Below are 15,151 nucleotides of genomic sequence, written 5' to 3' on the forward strand. Positions count from 1 at the left end.
TAATTATCCACGACCACGGGTTTTAGTATTGTGTGGTTTAGCATTTTTTTCTAAAAATTCAAAAATCATACCGGCAACATTTTTACCCGTAGCTTTTTCAATACCTTCTAAACCTGGAGATGAATTTACTTCCATCACCATAGGACCATTTTGTGAGCGCAGTAAATCAACACCACACATATTTAAGCCCATAGCTTTTGCCGCTTTTATCGCTGTTTCACGCTCTTCTTTCGATAATTTAACCACTTCGGCAGAGCCTCCACGATGTAAATTAGAACGAAATTCACCTTCTGCACCTTGACGTTTCATCGCAGCAACAACTTTACCACCGATCACTAAACAACGAATATCAGCACCACCGGCTTCTTTAACAAATTCTTGTACCAAGATGTTAGCTTTTAAGCCCATGAAGGCTTCAATAATTGCTTCGGCAGCTTTAGCGGTATCGGCAAGTACCACACCGATGCCTTGTGTGCCTTCTAATAGTTTAATAACAACGGGCGCACCACCAACATTTTTAATTAAATCTTTTGCGTTATCAGGCTTGTTAGCAAAACCTGTACGAGGTAAGCCAATACCTTTACGTGATAGTAATTGTAATGAACGTAATTTATCGCGTGAACGACTGATCGCAACAGATTCGTTGATATTAAAGGTGCCCATCATTTCAAATTGTCGTGCTACTGCCGTACCATAAAAGGTTACAGAAGCACCGATACGTGGAATAATCGCATCGTATCTAGGGAGTTCTTTACCATGATAACGCACGGTAGAATGACTACTGGTGATATCCATATAGCAGTGTAATGTATCGATAACATCGACTTCATGGCCCATAGCTTCGCCCGCTTCTTTTAAGCGCTTGGTTGAATAAAGGTTTTTGTTTCTTGATAAAATTGCAACTTTCATAGGAATTACCTAATTGATTCACTTTTATAAAAAAAGTGATGTAAATGTATGGCTAAAGTGTATAGTCTAGCCAAAGAATTATAAAACGCTAAATTTTACTGTGTTTAATCAAAAAAATTGATTACAGGGGTATTTAATGAAATTTGAACTTTTAACAACGTTTTTAGAAGTTAGTCAAACCTTGCACTTTAGGATAGCATCTGAAAACCTTTTTATTACACAATCTGCGGTCAGTGCACGAATTAAGTTATTAGAAGATGATCTCGGTGTTTTGCTTTTTGATCGAACGCATAAACATTTAAAGTTAACCAGAGAAGGTCATCGTTTAATCAAGCATGCTAATGAGCTACTTTTTATGTGGCAAAAAACCAAGCATGATGTGGGTATAGCTGAGCACAATACCCAACAACTAGCCATTGGCTCAATGATGTCTATTTGGGATATTGTTTTACAAGGGTGGCTACAAAAAATTCATCGTAATTTAGATGGTGTTAGCTTATTTACCAATACATATTCGCCGGTAGAGCTGCGAAAGAATGTACTGAGTCGGGGGATTGATATTGCGTTTTTATTTGAACCGCCATTTGTTGAAGACCTTGTCACTGAAAAAGTGGCAACGGTACCCTTGCATTTAGTGACAACCGATCCAGAATATCAAGAAGGGGCAGACTTAGATAATTATATTATGGTGGATTACGGCGAGTCGGTGAACTCAAAACATATGCGAGAATTTCAAGATGCTCCTCCCGCTAAACACTATATGAGTCAACCTCGTATTGCCTTAAATTATATTTTACATGCCGGGGGTAGTGCGCATCTTCCTCGGCAGATGACCTTCGAACATGTTGAAGCAAACAATTTATTTGTGGTTGAAAGCGCACCTATTTATCACCGTGAGATATTTGCGGTTTACTTGGCTAAAAGTCAGAAAACTGACGTTATCAAGCAAGCTATCGATTTGTTCCCGTATTTATCTATGTAATAGCAAGTCTTTTAAGTTTATTCCCACTCAGAGCTTAGTAGAATTGGTATAAGGTTAAATTCTTATGATGTAAATTCAATCAGCTAATCTCCAAAAAAGTTAGCCAGAAAGAGATGAGTTGTTTAGTTTATTTTTATAAAGCTATAAACGACAATCACATGGTATTGTTTTATTTGATGCTGAAAGCATACAAAGGTCGCGCAACTTCTTAAAGGTGAAGATAAAGATGCTTTGATGTTCAAAGAAAAAATCAATAAAAATAACGTCGTCATTTTTTCAAACAATATTTGTACGGTAATGTTTATAACAGGTGATAATGATTATTCCTTATCTAAACTATCGACAATTATCGCGCCTAAAGAAGCCGGCATAGTCACTATTATCATACGTTTTATGGCAATATCTGGCAGAGTAGTAATGGGAAATTGATTTAAAGAAGTGAGCACTAAAGCAACCACCATTAACGTGATCAAATAGGCGATGATAATACGAAAAATAAACATCGGTATGCGGTTTTTAACATTCGCTTGAAAGATGCTGAAGTAAGCGAAATAAACTAAAAAGAACAGTGATAAGAGAGTGATTAATAGTAAGTTAGTTAATGGTAAGCTTTCACCTAAAAGCCAGACCTCTTCAGAAAAACTAACCGGCAGAGCCATAGCAAAAGCACCGATGGCAATTTGGCTTGCGTCTTCACCATTAAAATAAAACTTCATATCAACCCTTTTCTGTCAATGATGACTTATATGTTTTAGTCATTGTTTAGTCATTGTTTAGTCATTGTTTAGTATTGTGCTCTGCTGAGATTAGGCATTAAAAAAAACAGTTACTTAAAGGTTGTGTCTTAAAGTAATTGCGCAGCTAAATAATCCACCAATAATCTTATTCTAGGTGATAAATGACGATTTTGAGGGTATATAGCCCAGATGCCTTCGTCAGGTGCGCGATAATTATCGAGTAAACTAACGAGCTTGCCACTGGCTAAATGTTGTTGAACATAATAATCAGGCAGTTGCACTATCCCTAAACCTTTCAGTGCCGCATCGGTTAGGCTGTAACCACTGTTGTAGCGTAAGCGACCTGTTACTCTGATGCTTTTTTCTCGGTCTAATTCTTGAAAGTGCCAATAATCTAAGGTACCTAATAAACAACTGTGCTGATTTAGCTCTGATATAGAGTGAGGGGTGCCGTGAGTGTCTAAATATTGTTTTGAGGCGCAAACATAGTTTGTACGTTTACCTAATTGTTTTGCCATTAATGACGAGTCGCTTAACTTACCAAGACGAATAGCTAAATCATAACCGTCTTCCACTAAATCAATTTTTCTATTACTCAAATAAGCGGATACTTCAACATCTCGATATTGCTGCATAAAATTATTCACCAGCGGCAATATCTGTTGTTCACCATAAGTCACCGGTGCGGTTAATTTAATTTTACCTTGAGGTTTTGACTGTAAATTTGTAATGGCGCGTTCAGCAGCATCTAGCCCATCAAGCACGCTACGACAATGTTGATAAAAAATACGGCCTTCTTCGGTTAAAGAAACTTTACGGGTGGTGCGGTAAAATAATTTAATATTAAGACGTTTTTCTAAAGCACTTATTTGACGACTCACTTGTGCTGTGGAAATGGCCATTTTTTTTGAAGCTAATGTAAAGCTTTCATTTTCAGCGACATAAACAAACTCGCTAATACCTTCCCATTGCATGATTGTTGCCCAGTTGTACAAGTATTTAGAAAAATACCACATTACCACTGTTTAGGAAATAAAAGTTGATAGCGCATTAAGGTGTTTACTACGATTTAGCTATGTACGAACATCCGAGCTGGTGTAAATTGACGATCCTCATAGTTTATATTAATAGCATAAAGGTAGTGTTGTGAGTGAAGCAATATAGCTAGTCATAACGTTAGTATATAATTTTAACCTCTCACTTATTGGTAACTATTGTACTTAATATGATGCTTTTATTACCAGTGAGTAAAAGTGAATTGCATTATTAGGGTATTATCATAATTAATTTAATAGACTACACTGCACTCAATGATTACAGCGTTGTCGCTGGACTACACCATTAATGTATTTACCTATTGTAAGTGAGAATAAATATGTCAGATAAATTTATCAAATCAAAAGCCGCTATTGCTTGGGGACCAAAACAACCATTATCGATCGAAGAGGTCGATGTGATGTTACCGCGTAAAGGTGAAGTGTTAATCAAAGTAGTCGCCTCTGGAGTTTGTCATACCGATGCATTTACCTTATCGGGAGAAGATCCAGAAGGAATTTTCCCAGTTATCTTAGGCCATGAAGGTGGTGGTATTGTTGAACAAATTGGTGAAGGTGTTACTAGCGTAGCTGTTGGCGATCATGTTATTCCACTGTATACGCCTGAGTGTCGTGAATGTAAATTCTGTCTTTCTGGTAAAACCAATCTTTGTCAAAAAATTCGTGAAACTCAAGGTCAAGGGCTTATGCCTGATGGCACGACACGTTTTTATAAAGACGGCCAACCGATTTTCCATTATATGGGCTGTTCAACATTTTCTGAATATACCGTGTTACCAGAAATATCATTAGCTAAGGTGAATAAAGAAGCGCCATTAGAAGAAGTTTGTTTGTTAGGCTGTGGTGTAACTACAGGTATGGGGGCGGTGATGAATACCGCGAAAGTTGAAGAGGGCGCAACGGTCGCTATTTTTGGCTTAGGTGGCATAGGTTTATCGGCAGTTATTGGCGCTACGATGGCAAAAGCAAGTCGTATTATTGCGATTGATATTAACGAAAGTAAATTCGAATTAGCGAGAAAATTGGGTGCTACTGATTGTATTAATCCTAAAGATTTCGATAAACCCATTCAAGATGTCATTGTTGAGCTTACCGATGGCGGTGTTGACTATTCATTTGAATGTGTCGGTAACGTTAATTTGATGCGCTCTGCGTTAGAGTGTTGTCATAAAGGTTGGGGTGAGTCAGTGGTGATTGGTGTTGCCGGTGCAGGCCAAGAAATTTCAACTCGTCCTTTCCAACTTGTTACCGGTCGTGTATGGCGTGGCTCTGCTTTTGGCGGCGTAAAAGGCCGTACTGAATTACCTGATTACGTGGAGCGTTATTTAGCGGGTGAATTTAAATTAAGTGACTTTATTACTCATACCATGGCACTTGAAGATATTAATGAGTCATTCGATTTAATGCATAAAGGTGAAAGCATTCGAACTGTTATTCACTTTGACAAGTAATACGACTTTTAAGTACCCATAATACTTCAAGCTGAAATTTTTATTTAAGTTTTCTTGACGTTTTATGGGTATAAATATTGTTCCGTGTTTTGTTTGCTCTTTTATCAACGAGCGTAAAAGGGGATAGCTATTAAGGTTTTACTATGACAATTGAAAACGTAAGTGTTAATAAAAGTTTTGGTGGCTGGCATAAGCAATATAGTCATCAATCAAAAGTATTAAATTGTGCTATGCGCTTTGCCATTTATCTGCCACCACAAGTATCAAATGGTGAAAAAGTGCCGGTGTTGTATTGGCTTTCTGGACTGACTTGCAGCGATGAAAACTTTATGCAGAAAGCAGGCGCACAACAAATGGCAGCTGAATTAGGTATCGCGATTGTAGCACCTGATACTAGCCCTCGTGGTGATGATGTTGCTGATGATGGGGGTTATGATTTAGGCAAAGGGGCGGGCTTTTATGTCAATGCGACGCAAGCGCCTTGGAATCGTCATTACCAAATGTATGATTATGTCGTTAATGAGTTGCCTGAAATCATTGAAGCGGCATTTCCAGTCACACAAAAACGCGCTATTAGTGGCCATTCTATGGGCGGTCACGGTGCGCTGACTATCGCAATGTTAAACCCTGAGCGTTACTGTTCAGTATCGGCATTTAGTCCTATTTGTAACCCTATTAATGTACCTTGGGGCAAAAAGGCTTTTACTGCTTATTTGGGGAAAGACCAAACAACTTGGCGTGATCATGATGCCAGTGAACTGATGCGTCAAGCGAGCCAGTTTGTACCTGCGAAAGTTGATCAAGGGGGAGCGGATGATTTCCTTGCCGAGCAACTAACACCAGAGGTATTGGTGGCAGCAGCAGAAACTAGTGGTTATCCTTTAACATTGAATATTCATCAAGGTTACGATCACAGCTATTACTTTATATCATCGTTTATAGCTGAGCATTTAGCTTTTCATGCTCAGTATTTAAAATAGCTTTCTCATAGTCATGTAGAAGCCATGTAGAAGCTATGCAATAGCCAAGCTAATAACTTTTTTGGCAAGCTAATTAAGCGCTGAGAAAGCGTTAACTTAGCGCTTTGGCTTTATTGTTACCGTCGAGTTATTCGGCGGTTTTTTTCATTATTTATCACCCCAAAAGCTCGTTATTGTCAGCTAGTGCTGAAGCTATCGATTTCAGTTGTTTGCAGCTAATAAATGCTAAATTGAGGTAAACATTGTATGTTTATCGAGTCATAACTGATATATGCTAAAAAGAAAATAGCTTTCGAGAGTGAACGTAATGCTCACCTTAGCCGGCTGAAAATAGTATATATCATTTTAATATAACCTGAACTCTGGATAATGAGTGCTTGATATTCAAGTGAATCAAAAGCTTAGGTGGCAAAGTAAATGCTATAGCAAGGTGAACATCACTAATAGACATCATCAATGCTTCATTTTATGCCATTTCCAAGGCAAAACGTTTATGAATAGCGAGCTATTTATCGACGTTTTAACGCAGATAATGGGTTAAAAGGGAGAATTGAGCAAGTGCTGCTTATCCAGAGTTCAGGTTAATATATCAATAAAAATTTCCAGTACAGACCAAGGAATTATCAAACATGTCAACGAAACATACTTACTATGCCCCAACAGGCGGTTTACCACCGCAAACGCAATTAATATCGGATCGTGCAATTTTTACTGAGTCTTATGCCATTATCCCGAAACGCGTGTTAACCGATATTGTTATCAGCTATCTACCTTTCTGGGAAAATATGCGCATGTGGGTCATTGCTCGACCATTAAGTGGTTTTTCCGAGACCTTTTCTCAATATATTGTTGAAGTTGGCGCCAATGGTGGCTCAGATAAACCTGAACTTGATGAAAGTGCTGAAGCGGTACTGTTTGTAGTTGAAGGTGAAATGGAGGTTAGCATTGAAGGCGTTAAACATCAGATGCAAACCGGAGGTTACGCATATCTACCCGCAGGCTGTAAATGGACAGTCAAAAATAACAGCAACGAGAAGGTAAAATTTCATTGGATCCGCAAGGCTTATCAAGCCGTTGACGGCATCGATGCACCGGAGCCATTTGTGACCAGTGATAATGATGTTGAAGCGATTGCCATGCCAAATACTGATGGCGTTTGGCAAACAACCCGTTTTACTGAACAATCAGATATGCGCCATGACATGCACGTTAATATTGTCACTTTTCAGCCCGGTGGCGTCATTCCTTTTGATGAAACGCATGTTATGGAACATGGCTTATATGTGCTAGAAGGTAAGGCGGTATACCACCTTAATGGTGAATGGGTTGAAGTAGAAGCAGGTGACTTTATGTGGTTACGCGCTTTTTGTCCGCAATCTTGCTATGCCGGTGGCCCAGGGCCGTTTAGATATTTACTCTACAAAGACGTCAATCGACATATGCCATTCATTCGTCCAAAAAACTAAAAACTTGACCTGTGTCGCGAGTGTTTTCAATGCCGCGCACACGCTATTAACCTTATCTTTGTAAACCTGACGTTATCTCAACTATCTGCCAGATATATCTAACTTCTTTCGTTATTATCACGGTTAAATCAATAATAAGCACTGGTTAGTTTTATAAAACTAATCTCGCAACTTCATTAAGGTCTATTATAATTTAGCTAAGCGTAAAACTCCTTTTTCGGCTAGTTTGGCATTATCAAAGCACCATCCAGCAATACTTTGTAAATGTTAAAAAGGTGTTATTTATAATTTGACACTTGTGTCAGGTTTTTATTCTGATATATTTGCTTATTCGGCCATTGTTCATGCAATAAATTGATAATCTAACAGCGGATACCATTATGAGCCTAAGTGCAGTACGTTTTCTATTAAACAACGATGTTGTGGTAATAGAAAACATTGACCCTAATTTAACTGTTTTGCAGTATTTACGTGATGAGCGCTTTAAAAGCGGTACCAAAGAAGGTTGTGCTTCGGGTGACTGTGGTGCTTGTACTGTGGTACTTGCCGAGCTTAGCAAAGATAACCAAGCGCTGAATTATAAATCAATCAATGCCTGTATTAGTTTCGTTGGCAGTTTGCACGGTAAGCAACTCATCACGGTAGAGGACTTAAAGCAAGGCGCTAAATTACATCATGTTCAGCAAGCAATGGTTGATAATCATGGCTCGCAATGTGGTTTTTGCACACCAGGTTTTGTTATGTCGTCATTTGCCTTACATAAGCAAAACAGCACGCCCGATCGCGCACAAGTGCTTGAAGCACTAGCCGGAAATTTATGTCGCTGTACAGGTTATCGCTCGATAATCGATGCGGCATTAACCTCAAGCGAACACGCAGAGGCCGATTCTTTTGCGCTACATTATCAGCAAACCTTGCAGCAATTAATTGACTTTAAAAGCTTACCATCAGCGCAGCTCTCTAATAGCCAACATCATTATTTTGCGCCAAAAACGATTGCTGAATTAGCCGATAAGTTATTAGCCAGTCCTAATGCAACATTGGTTGCCGGTGGCACCGATTTAGCGCTGTCAGTAACACAAAACTTAGCGACCATAGACGATCTGGTTTATTTAGGAGATGTTGCTGAGTTGCACCGCTTAGAGGCAAATGATAACGAATTTATTATTGGCTCCGCCGTCCCTTATAGTGAATTTACCTCGATGCTAGATAATGAATATCATGAGCTTGGTGAAATGATTGAACGTATCGGCTCTAGACAAATTCGCAATAATGGTACTTTAGGCGGCAATATTGGTAATGCTTCCCCAATTGGTGATATGCCACCGGCCTTGATTGCCTTAGGTGCTGAAATTAGCTTACAACGTGGTGATGTTGAACGAAGAATAGCACTAGAAGACTTTTTTATTAGTTATAAGAAAACCGTGTTAAAAGACGCTGAGTTTATTAAACATATTTACATTCCGAAAGCGAAGGAGAGTCAAATGTTTAAGCTGTATAAAGTTTCAAAGCGCATTGACGATGATATATCAGCAGTTTTAGCGGCATTTTTCTTAGAAATTAAAGACAATATTATTACCGAAGTACGCATTGCATTTGGCGGTATGGCAGGAATTCCGATACGAGCAAAACAGTGTGAAGCTGCCTTGTTAAATAATCAGCTCAGCAGCGATAGCATAGCTGCGGCCCAATCAGCCTTAGCACAAGATTTTCAACCGATGTCAGATGTGCGTGCGAGTGATAAATATCGTATGAAAGTGGCACAAAACTTACTGCAAAAATGTTACTTAGAATTGCAAAATAAAACCATTGAAACTCGGGTAGTTAATTATGCGTAGCCTTATCGATACTGATCATTCTAACCAAACTATAAACAAGGCGTTAAGCACTGTTGGCTTGGGTGGTGTAGGCCGTTCAAAAAAACACGAGAGTGCTGATAAACATGTCAGTGGTGAAGCGCTTTATATTGATGACAGACCCAGTTTACGCGGGCAATTACATGCCGCTGTTGGTCAAAGTACTATTGCCCACGGCATAATTAAACATTTAGATTTATCTGCAGTTAAAACAGCAGAAGGTGTGGTTGGTGTGATCACCGTCGATGATGTACCAGGGCATACTGATATCGGGCCGGTATTTCCTGGCGACCCGGTGTTAGCGCTTGGTAAAGTTGAATATATTGGCCAGCCGATATTTGCTGTTGCGGCTACTAGCTATGATTTGGCGAGAAAAGCAGTCAAATTAGCAAAAATAGAATATCAAGAACTTGACGCGGTATTAAGCGTAAAAGATGCGTTAGCAAAGCAAAGCTTTGTTCGTCCGCCATTTACCATGCGCCGTGGTGACTCAGCTACTGCTATTGCTCAAGCTGAACATCAATTATCGGGCGAAATATCAGTGGGTGGCCAAGAGCACTTTTATCTTGAAGGGCAAGTGTCAACGGCTGAGCCGACAGAAGATGGTGGTATGACGATATTTTCTTCGTCACAGCACCCAAGTGAAGTGCAAAAACTTGTTGCTGAAGTCTTAGACATTCCGCTTAATAAAGTGATTGTTGATACCCGCAGAATGGGCGGCGGTTTCGGCGGTAAAGAAACACAAGCGGCCCCTTGGGCTTGTATCGCAGCATTGTTGTCCAATGTAACTAAACAACCGGTTAAATGTAAACTCAGCCGCACAGATGATATGTGCATGACAGGCAAGCGTCATCCTTTTGAAAATAATTATCAGGTGGGTTTTGACAGCAACGGCCAAATAAAAGGCATTAATATCGAAGTTAATGGTAACTGTGGTTATTCACCGGACTTGTCTGATGCCATTGTTGATAGAGCGATGTTTCACTCTGATAACGCTTACTTTTTAGATCAAGCAACGGTAACGGGTAACCGTTGTAAACTTAATACCGTATCGCATACAGCTTATCGCGGCTTTGGTGGACCACAAGGCATGATGACCATTGAGATGGTGATGGATGATATCGCGCGCTATTTGGGTAAAGACCCATTAGCTGTCCGTAAAATAAACTTGTACGGTACAGACGATCGTAACGTTACCCATTATCATCAAACCGTTGAACATAATAAAATGGCTGAATTAATTTCGTCATTAGAAGCAAGTTCAGACTATCAAGCGCGTCGAGCAAAGATCACAACGTTCAATAATGAAAATACCCTATTGAAAAAAGGCTTGGCGTTAACGCCAGTTAAATTTGGTATCTCATTTACCGTTCAGCATCTTAATCAAGCGGGTGCGTTAGTGCACGTATATACAGACGGCACCATACATTTAAATCATGGTGGCACTGAAATGGGCCAAGGTTTATATACTAAAGTTGCGCAAATTGTCGCAGAAGAATTTCAAGTTGATGTTGATACTGTTGGCGTGTCAGCAACACGAACCGATAAAGTGCCTAACACTTCACCTACTGCAGCATCGTCGGGCACCGATTTAAATGGTAAAGCGGCACAAGCGGCTGCGCAAACCATAAAAGCACGGTTAATTGCTTTTGCTTGTGAAAAATATCAGGTAGATGACAGCGCAGTAAAATTTAGTCATAACCAAGTGGTTGTTGGTGGTGAAAGCTTTTCTTTTGCTGAGTTTGTTCAGCAAGCCTATATGGGGCGAGTATCATTATCTTCGACTGGCTTTTATAAAACACCGAAAATTCATTTTGATCGCGCAACAGGCAAAGGTCGACCGTTCTTTTATTACTCGACTGGGGCTGCGGTATCTGAAGTGTTAATTGATACCTTAACAGGTGAGTATAAATTATTACGTGCAGATATATTACATGATGTGGGTCACTCACTTAATCCTGCTATTGATATTGGCCAAATTGAAGGGGCATTTATTCAGGGCATGGGTTGGCTAACCACTGAAGAATTAATGTGGAATGAGCAAGGGCGTTTACTATCAAATAATCCTGCGACTTATAAAATTCCAGCCATCAGTGATACACCCAGTGATTTTAGAGTAGATTTAGTGCCTGATGATCCTAATCGCGAGCATACCATTTACAACTCAAAAGCGGTTGGTGAGCCACCGCTTATGCTCGGAATTTCAGTGTGGTCAGCGCTTAAAGACGCCATAGCAAGTGTGGCAGAGCACCAATTTAGCCCCGCGCTTGATACCCCAGCGACACCTGAACGCGTGCTTTGGGCTGTAGAGGCGATGAAAGAAAAAACGACGAAGAAAAAAGCATCAGCTTAGGCGAATATCATGAACAATAATTGGAGCAGTGCTAGCTATAAATTAACTAAACAAGGTCAAGCCTATGTGTTAGTGACCCTGGTCGGTGTTGCGGGCTCAACACCTAGAAATAGTGGTACAAAAATGGTGATCAGCAAAGACGGTGTTTTTGACACTATCGGTGGCGGCCATCTTGAACACAAAGCGATTAAACACGCTAATAATATGCTCACTGACGGTAAAAATGCTCAACATATTGAGCACTTTCAATTAGGCAGCCAATTAGGTCAATGCTGTGGTGGCAATGCTAGCGTGTTATTTGAATGCTTTGCTGCTACTGGGGTTAATATTATGTTATTTGGCGCAGGTCATGTTGGCAAAGCTTTAATACCGATATTAGCGCAACTACCTTGTCAGGTAACTTGGGTTGATAGCCGAGCCGAGCAATTTCCAGCCAATATTGGCGGTTATGAAAATGTTGCAATGCTCATTAGTGATTCACCTGAGTTTGAAGTCGAGAGCATGCCCGCTAACAGCTACTTTATTGTCATGACGCATAATCATCAAATGGACTTTGATATTACACAAGCGGTGCTAAAACGAGCTGACTTTCACTACTTAGGCTTAATTGCTTCTGAGACAAAATGGCGCCGCTTTCAGCAACGCTATAAACATCGAGATATAGCTGCAGAGCAAGTAGCGAGAATGAATTGTCCAATAGGTTTAAGCCAAGTTGGCGGTAAGTTACCTATTGAGGTTGCCGTGTCGGTTTCAGCCGAAATTATTCATACTTATCAAGCACAGCAAGCGAAATTTGCTAAGCAAGAACAAGCAAGTGCCAGTTTAGCGTTTGCGCCAAATAATCAACAACATGCGGCAGTAAAACCCGATGTTAAGATGAGAGCTAAATCGCAGCAGGGCATTCATTGGCAAGCGCTTAAACCGTTAATTACTGCTGATTAGGATTTTGGCAAACGCCTTGGTTGCATGAAAGGTTAGCGGTATGAAATATCGGCTAGAGTTAACATGAGTAAACATGGAATTAAATAAGAGGAGTAGCAAGGTGTCGCATTTTGCCCTGCAAAGTAAAAATGTCATCGTTAATCATAACGGTAACAGTGAAATGGTTGCTGCATGTGTTGAAATCAAAGATCAGCTTATTCATGCGATTCATCCCTATGGTAGTAAATTGTCGTGTCAGGTGATTGATTACGCCGAGCATGTGATTATGCCTGGCCTGGTTGATTCACATGTTCACATCAATGAACCCGGTCGTACTGAATGGGAAGGTTTTAATACCGCGACACAAGCCGCAGCCGCTGGGGGTATTACGGCTTTGGTAGACATGCCGTTAAACTGTATTCCAGTGACCACGACTAAAGCGGCATTCGCAGAAAAACTTGCTGCTGTTGATGATAAATTATGGGTAGATTGTGGTTTTTGGGGCGGAGTCATCCCACAAAACATTGCAGATTTAGACGACTTACTCAATGCTGGCGTATTGGGTGTTAAGTCTTTTTTAATTGATTCTGGTATTGCTGAGTTTCCTAATGTAGCAGCGCAAGATATTCGCGCAGCTATGCCGATCTTAGCCAAGCATGATGTACCCTATTTAATTCATGCTGAGCTTGATTGTGGTGGTTTTAATAACGCTGTGATCAACGAAAAATATAACAGTTTTTTAGCGTCACGGCCGAAAAAATGGGAAAACGATGCCATCGCATTGATGGTTGAGATGGCGCGTGAATCAAAAGCTAAAGGTGATGATTGTAAGGTCCACATTGTCCATTTATCGTCTGATGAAGCGCTAGCGACGATTGCTGATGCTAAGCGCGAAGGCTTACGTTTTAGTGCTGAAACGTGTCCGCATTATTTAACCCTTGCTGCAGAGCATATTCCTGATGGTAAAACACTTTTTAAGTGCTGTCCGCCCATTAGGGAAGAAAATAATCGTGAACATTTGTGGCAGGCAGTAAAAGACGGTCGAATAGATTTTATCGTGTCGGACCATTCGCCTTGTACGCCGGAACTAAAGCACATTGATACCGGCGATATTGAAAAAGCTTGGGGCGGCATTTCAGCACTACAGTTTGGTTTACCACTTATTTGGACTCAAGCAAAAGAGCGCGGCTTCAGTTTAGTTGACTTGGCACGTTTAATGTCGAGTGAAACCGCAAAGTTTGCGGGTTTAAACACCATTAAGGGGCAAATAAGTGTTGGCTTTCATGCTGACTTTTTGGTCTTTGATGCCAATAAAAGCTACACCATTACCAATGATATGATCAAGCATCGTCATCATATTACGCCCTATGCGGGTCGCCGTGTGACTGGACAAATTTTGCATACTTATGTACGTGGTCATCATGTCTACCAACAAGATGAATTTCTTGATTCACCCGTAGGTCGACCATTACTAAAAGGTCAATTTTAAGTATTAAATCAAACTAAGTTGTCTGCCTACGAGTCAATAGAGCCGTGCGATTTAGTCGCGGTTAAAGTAAGTAACGCTCAGTGTTACTGGAGATAAAATGAATTTAACACAGTTGAATAGTTTAGCTATTAATGAAGCACAAGAATGCTTTATGCAATGTTGTACATCAAGCGTTTGGGTTGATGCCATGGTAAAGGCACGGCCTTTTGCTGATATACAAGCCTTAGCTGAACAAGCAGACTCAGCTTGGCAAGACTTGACTGAGCACGACTACCTAGAAGCCTTTGAAGGCCATCCGCAAATTGGTAATGTCGATACGTTAAGAGCTAAATATGCCAATACTAAAGCCCTTGCTAGTGGTGAACAACGCTCGGTCAATAATGCGACAGAACAAGTCATTACAGCGTTAGCACAAGGTAATGCCGATTATTTGGCAAAATTTGGCTTTATTTTTATTGTTTGTGCAACCGGTAAAAGCGCTGAGCAAATGTTAGCGCTATTACAAGCACGATTACCCAATGATAGGGCGACAGAGTTGATTATTGCAGCGCAAGAGCAGCAGAAAATATTTCACCTACGATTAGAGAAGTTACTATGAGCCAAATAACCACCCATGTACTTGATACCACTCGCGGTTTACCTGCACCAAACTTGCCAATTACCTTATTTGCTCAAACTAGCAACGGTTGGCATAAATTGGCGTCAGGTATAACAAATACCGATGGTCGCATTGCCGGTTTACTCGCAGATGATATTGTACTCGCTGCGGGAATTTATCGTATGCACTTTGCCACTAAGACTTATTTTGCTGCCAATAATGAACAAGGTTTTTACCCTTATGTTGATATCGTTTTTGAATTAGATGGCAGTGGCAAGCATTATCATATTCCATTGTTATTAACTGCGTTTGGCTATTCGACTTATCGTGGCAGTTAACGTTAGTACTTGGAAG

13 protein-coding genes are annotated in these 15,151 nt (G+C 40.2%); 10 read left to right on the top strand and 3 right to left on the bottom strand.

Going from position 1 to position 15,151, the window contains the following annotated elements; genetic code table 11:
- Window positions 1-3 precede the first annotated feature (3 nt).
- On the bottom strand, window positions 4-909 hold the full coding sequence (gene rimK, locus FGD67_RS01990; RefSeq protein ID WP_257173458.1) for a 30S ribosomal protein S6--L-glutamate ligase: 906 nt from the start codon (window positions 907-909) through the stop codon (window positions 4-6).
- A gap of 136 nt (window positions 910-1,045) precedes the next feature.
- On the opposite strand from rimK, the gene FGD67_RS01995 reads away from it, so the two are divergent.
- Entirely contained in the window at window positions 1,046-1,891 is an 846-nt protein-coding gene (locus FGD67_RS01995) for a LysR family transcriptional regulator (RefSeq protein WP_257173459.1), read from the top strand.
- Between the two features lie 320 nt (window positions 1,892-2,211).
- Here the strand turns inward: FGD67_RS01995 and FGD67_RS02000 are convergent, their stop codons facing one another.
- Together FGD67_RS02000 and FGD67_RS02005 are read right to left on the bottom strand one after the other, a co-directional pair.
- Window positions 2,212-2,607, bottom strand: coding sequence for a DUF2391 family protein (locus FGD67_RS02000; protein WP_257173460.1), 396 nt, complete (start codon window positions 2,605-2,607; stop codon window positions 2,212-2,214).
- Between the two features lie 128 nt (window positions 2,608-2,735).
- Complete coding sequence (locus FGD67_RS02005) at window positions 2,736-3,602, bottom strand: LysR family transcriptional regulator (RefSeq protein WP_257175200.1); 867 nt, start codon at window positions 3,600-3,602, stop codon at window positions 2,736-2,738.
- A 401-nt stretch (window positions 3,603-4,003) separates the two neighbouring features.
- On the opposite strand from FGD67_RS02005, the gene FGD67_RS02010 reads away from it, so the two are divergent.
- The 9 genes from FGD67_RS02010 (at window position 4,004) to uraH (ending at window position 15,135) form a co-directional block, all read left to right on the top strand.
- A complete protein-coding gene (locus tag FGD67_RS02010) occupies window positions 4,004-5,134 on the top strand; it encodes an S-(hydroxymethyl)glutathione dehydrogenase/class III alcohol dehydrogenase (protein ID WP_306556783.1) in 1,131 nt (376 codons plus the stop codon).
- 143 nt (window positions 5,135-5,277) lie between these two features.
- Complete coding sequence (gene fghA / locus FGD67_RS02015; protein WP_257173461.1) at window positions 5,278-6,114, top strand: S-formylglutathione hydrolase; 837 nt, start codon at window positions 5,278-5,280, stop codon at window positions 6,112-6,114.
- 629 nt (window positions 6,115-6,743) lie between these two features.
- Window positions 6,744-7,580, top strand: coding sequence for a bifunctional allantoicase/(S)-ureidoglycine aminohydrolase (locus FGD67_RS02020; protein WP_257173462.1), 837 nt, complete (start codon window positions 6,744-6,746; stop codon window positions 7,578-7,580).
- Between the two features lie 380 nt (window positions 7,581-7,960).
- Window positions 7,961-9,418: a xanthine dehydrogenase small subunit gene (gene xdhA, locus FGD67_RS02025; RefSeq protein WP_257173463.1), complete on the top strand. Its 1,458-nt coding sequence runs from the start codon at window positions 7,961-7,963 to the stop codon at window positions 9,416-9,418.
- Window positions 9,411-11,789, top strand: coding sequence for a xanthine dehydrogenase molybdopterin binding subunit (xdhB, locus tag FGD67_RS02030; RefSeq protein WP_257173464.1), 2,379 nt, complete (start codon window positions 9,411-9,413; stop codon window positions 11,787-11,789). The genes xdhA and xdhB overlap by 8 nt, the downstream gene beginning before the upstream one ends.
- A 9-nt stretch (window positions 11,790-11,798) precedes the next feature.
- A complete protein-coding gene (xdhC, locus tag FGD67_RS02035; RefSeq protein ID WP_257173465.1) occupies window positions 11,799-12,731 on the top strand; it encodes a xanthine dehydrogenase accessory protein XdhC in 933 nt (310 codons plus the stop codon).
- Between the two features lie 100 nt (window positions 12,732-12,831).
- The gene (allB, locus tag FGD67_RS02040) at window positions 12,832-14,199 is read left to right on the top strand and encodes an allantoinase AllB (protein WP_257173466.1); all 1,368 of its coding nucleotides are present in this window, start codon (window positions 12,832-12,834) and stop codon (window positions 14,197-14,199) included.
- 97 nt (window positions 14,200-14,296) lie between these two features.
- Window positions 14,297-14,797 (top strand): 2-oxo-4-hydroxy-4-carboxy-5-ureidoimidazoline decarboxylase, encoded by a 501-nt coding sequence (gene uraD / locus FGD67_RS02045; RefSeq protein WP_257173467.1) that lies wholly within the window; start codon window positions 14,297-14,299, stop codon window positions 14,795-14,797.
- Window positions 14,794-15,135 carry a hydroxyisourate hydrolase gene (uraH, locus tag FGD67_RS02050; RefSeq protein WP_257173468.1) on the top strand — a complete coding sequence of 114 codons (342 nt, stop codon included), beginning with the start codon at window positions 14,794-14,796 and terminating at the stop codon, window positions 15,133-15,135. The genes uraD and uraH overlap by 4 nt, the downstream gene beginning before the upstream one ends.
- The last annotated feature ends 16 nt before the right edge of the window (window positions 15,136-15,151 follow it).

The organism is Colwellia sp. M166, assembly GCF_024585285.1.
In the GTDB taxonomy this organism is placed as follows: Bacteria; Pseudomonadota; Gammaproteobacteria; order Enterobacterales; family Alteromonadaceae; genus Cognaticolwellia.

Excerpts from the sequence above, each read along its gene's own strand:
- rimK (WP_257173458.1), bottom strand. The coding sequence starts at position 909 with ATGAAAGTTGCAATTTTATCAAGAAACAAAAACCTTTATTCAACCAAG.
- fghA (WP_257173461.1), top strand. The coding sequence starts at position 5,278 with ATGACAATTGAAAACGTAAGTGTTAATAAAAGTTTTGGTGGCTGGCAT.
- FGD67_RS02010 (WP_306556783.1), top strand. The coding sequence starts at position 4,004 with ATGTCAGATAAATTTATCAAATCAAAAGCCGCTATTGCTTGGGGACCA.
- xdhB (WP_257173464.1), top strand. The coding sequence starts at position 9,411 with ATGCGTAGCCTTATCGATACTGATCATTCTAACCAAACTATAAACAAG.
- FGD67_RS01995 (WP_257173459.1), top strand. The coding sequence starts at position 1,046 with ATGAAATTTGAACTTTTAACAACGTTTTTAGAAGTTAGTCAAACCTTG.
- FGD67_RS02020 (WP_257173462.1), top strand. The coding sequence starts at position 6,744 with ATGTCAACGAAACATACTTACTATGCCCCAACAGGCGGTTTACCACCG.
- xdhA (WP_257173463.1), top strand. The coding sequence starts at position 7,961 with ATGAGCCTAAGTGCAGTACGTTTTCTATTAAACAACGATGTTGTGGTA.
- uraD (WP_257173467.1), top strand. The coding sequence starts at position 14,297 with ATGAATTTAACACAGTTGAATAGTTTAGCTATTAATGAAGCACAAGAA.
- uraH (WP_257173468.1), top strand. The coding sequence starts at position 14,794 with ATGAGCCAAATAACCACCCATGTACTTGATACCACTCGCGGTTTACCT.
- FGD67_RS02000 (WP_257173460.1), bottom strand. The coding sequence starts at position 2,607 with ATGAAGTTTTATTTTAATGGTGAAGACGCAAGCCAAATTGCCATCGGT.
- FGD67_RS02005 (WP_257175200.1), bottom strand. The coding sequence starts at position 3,602 with ATGCAATGGGAAGGTATTAGCGAGTTTGTTTATGTCGCTGAAAATGAA.
- xdhC (WP_257173465.1), top strand. The coding sequence starts at position 11,799 with ATGAACAATAATTGGAGCAGTGCTAGCTATAAATTAACTAAACAAGGT.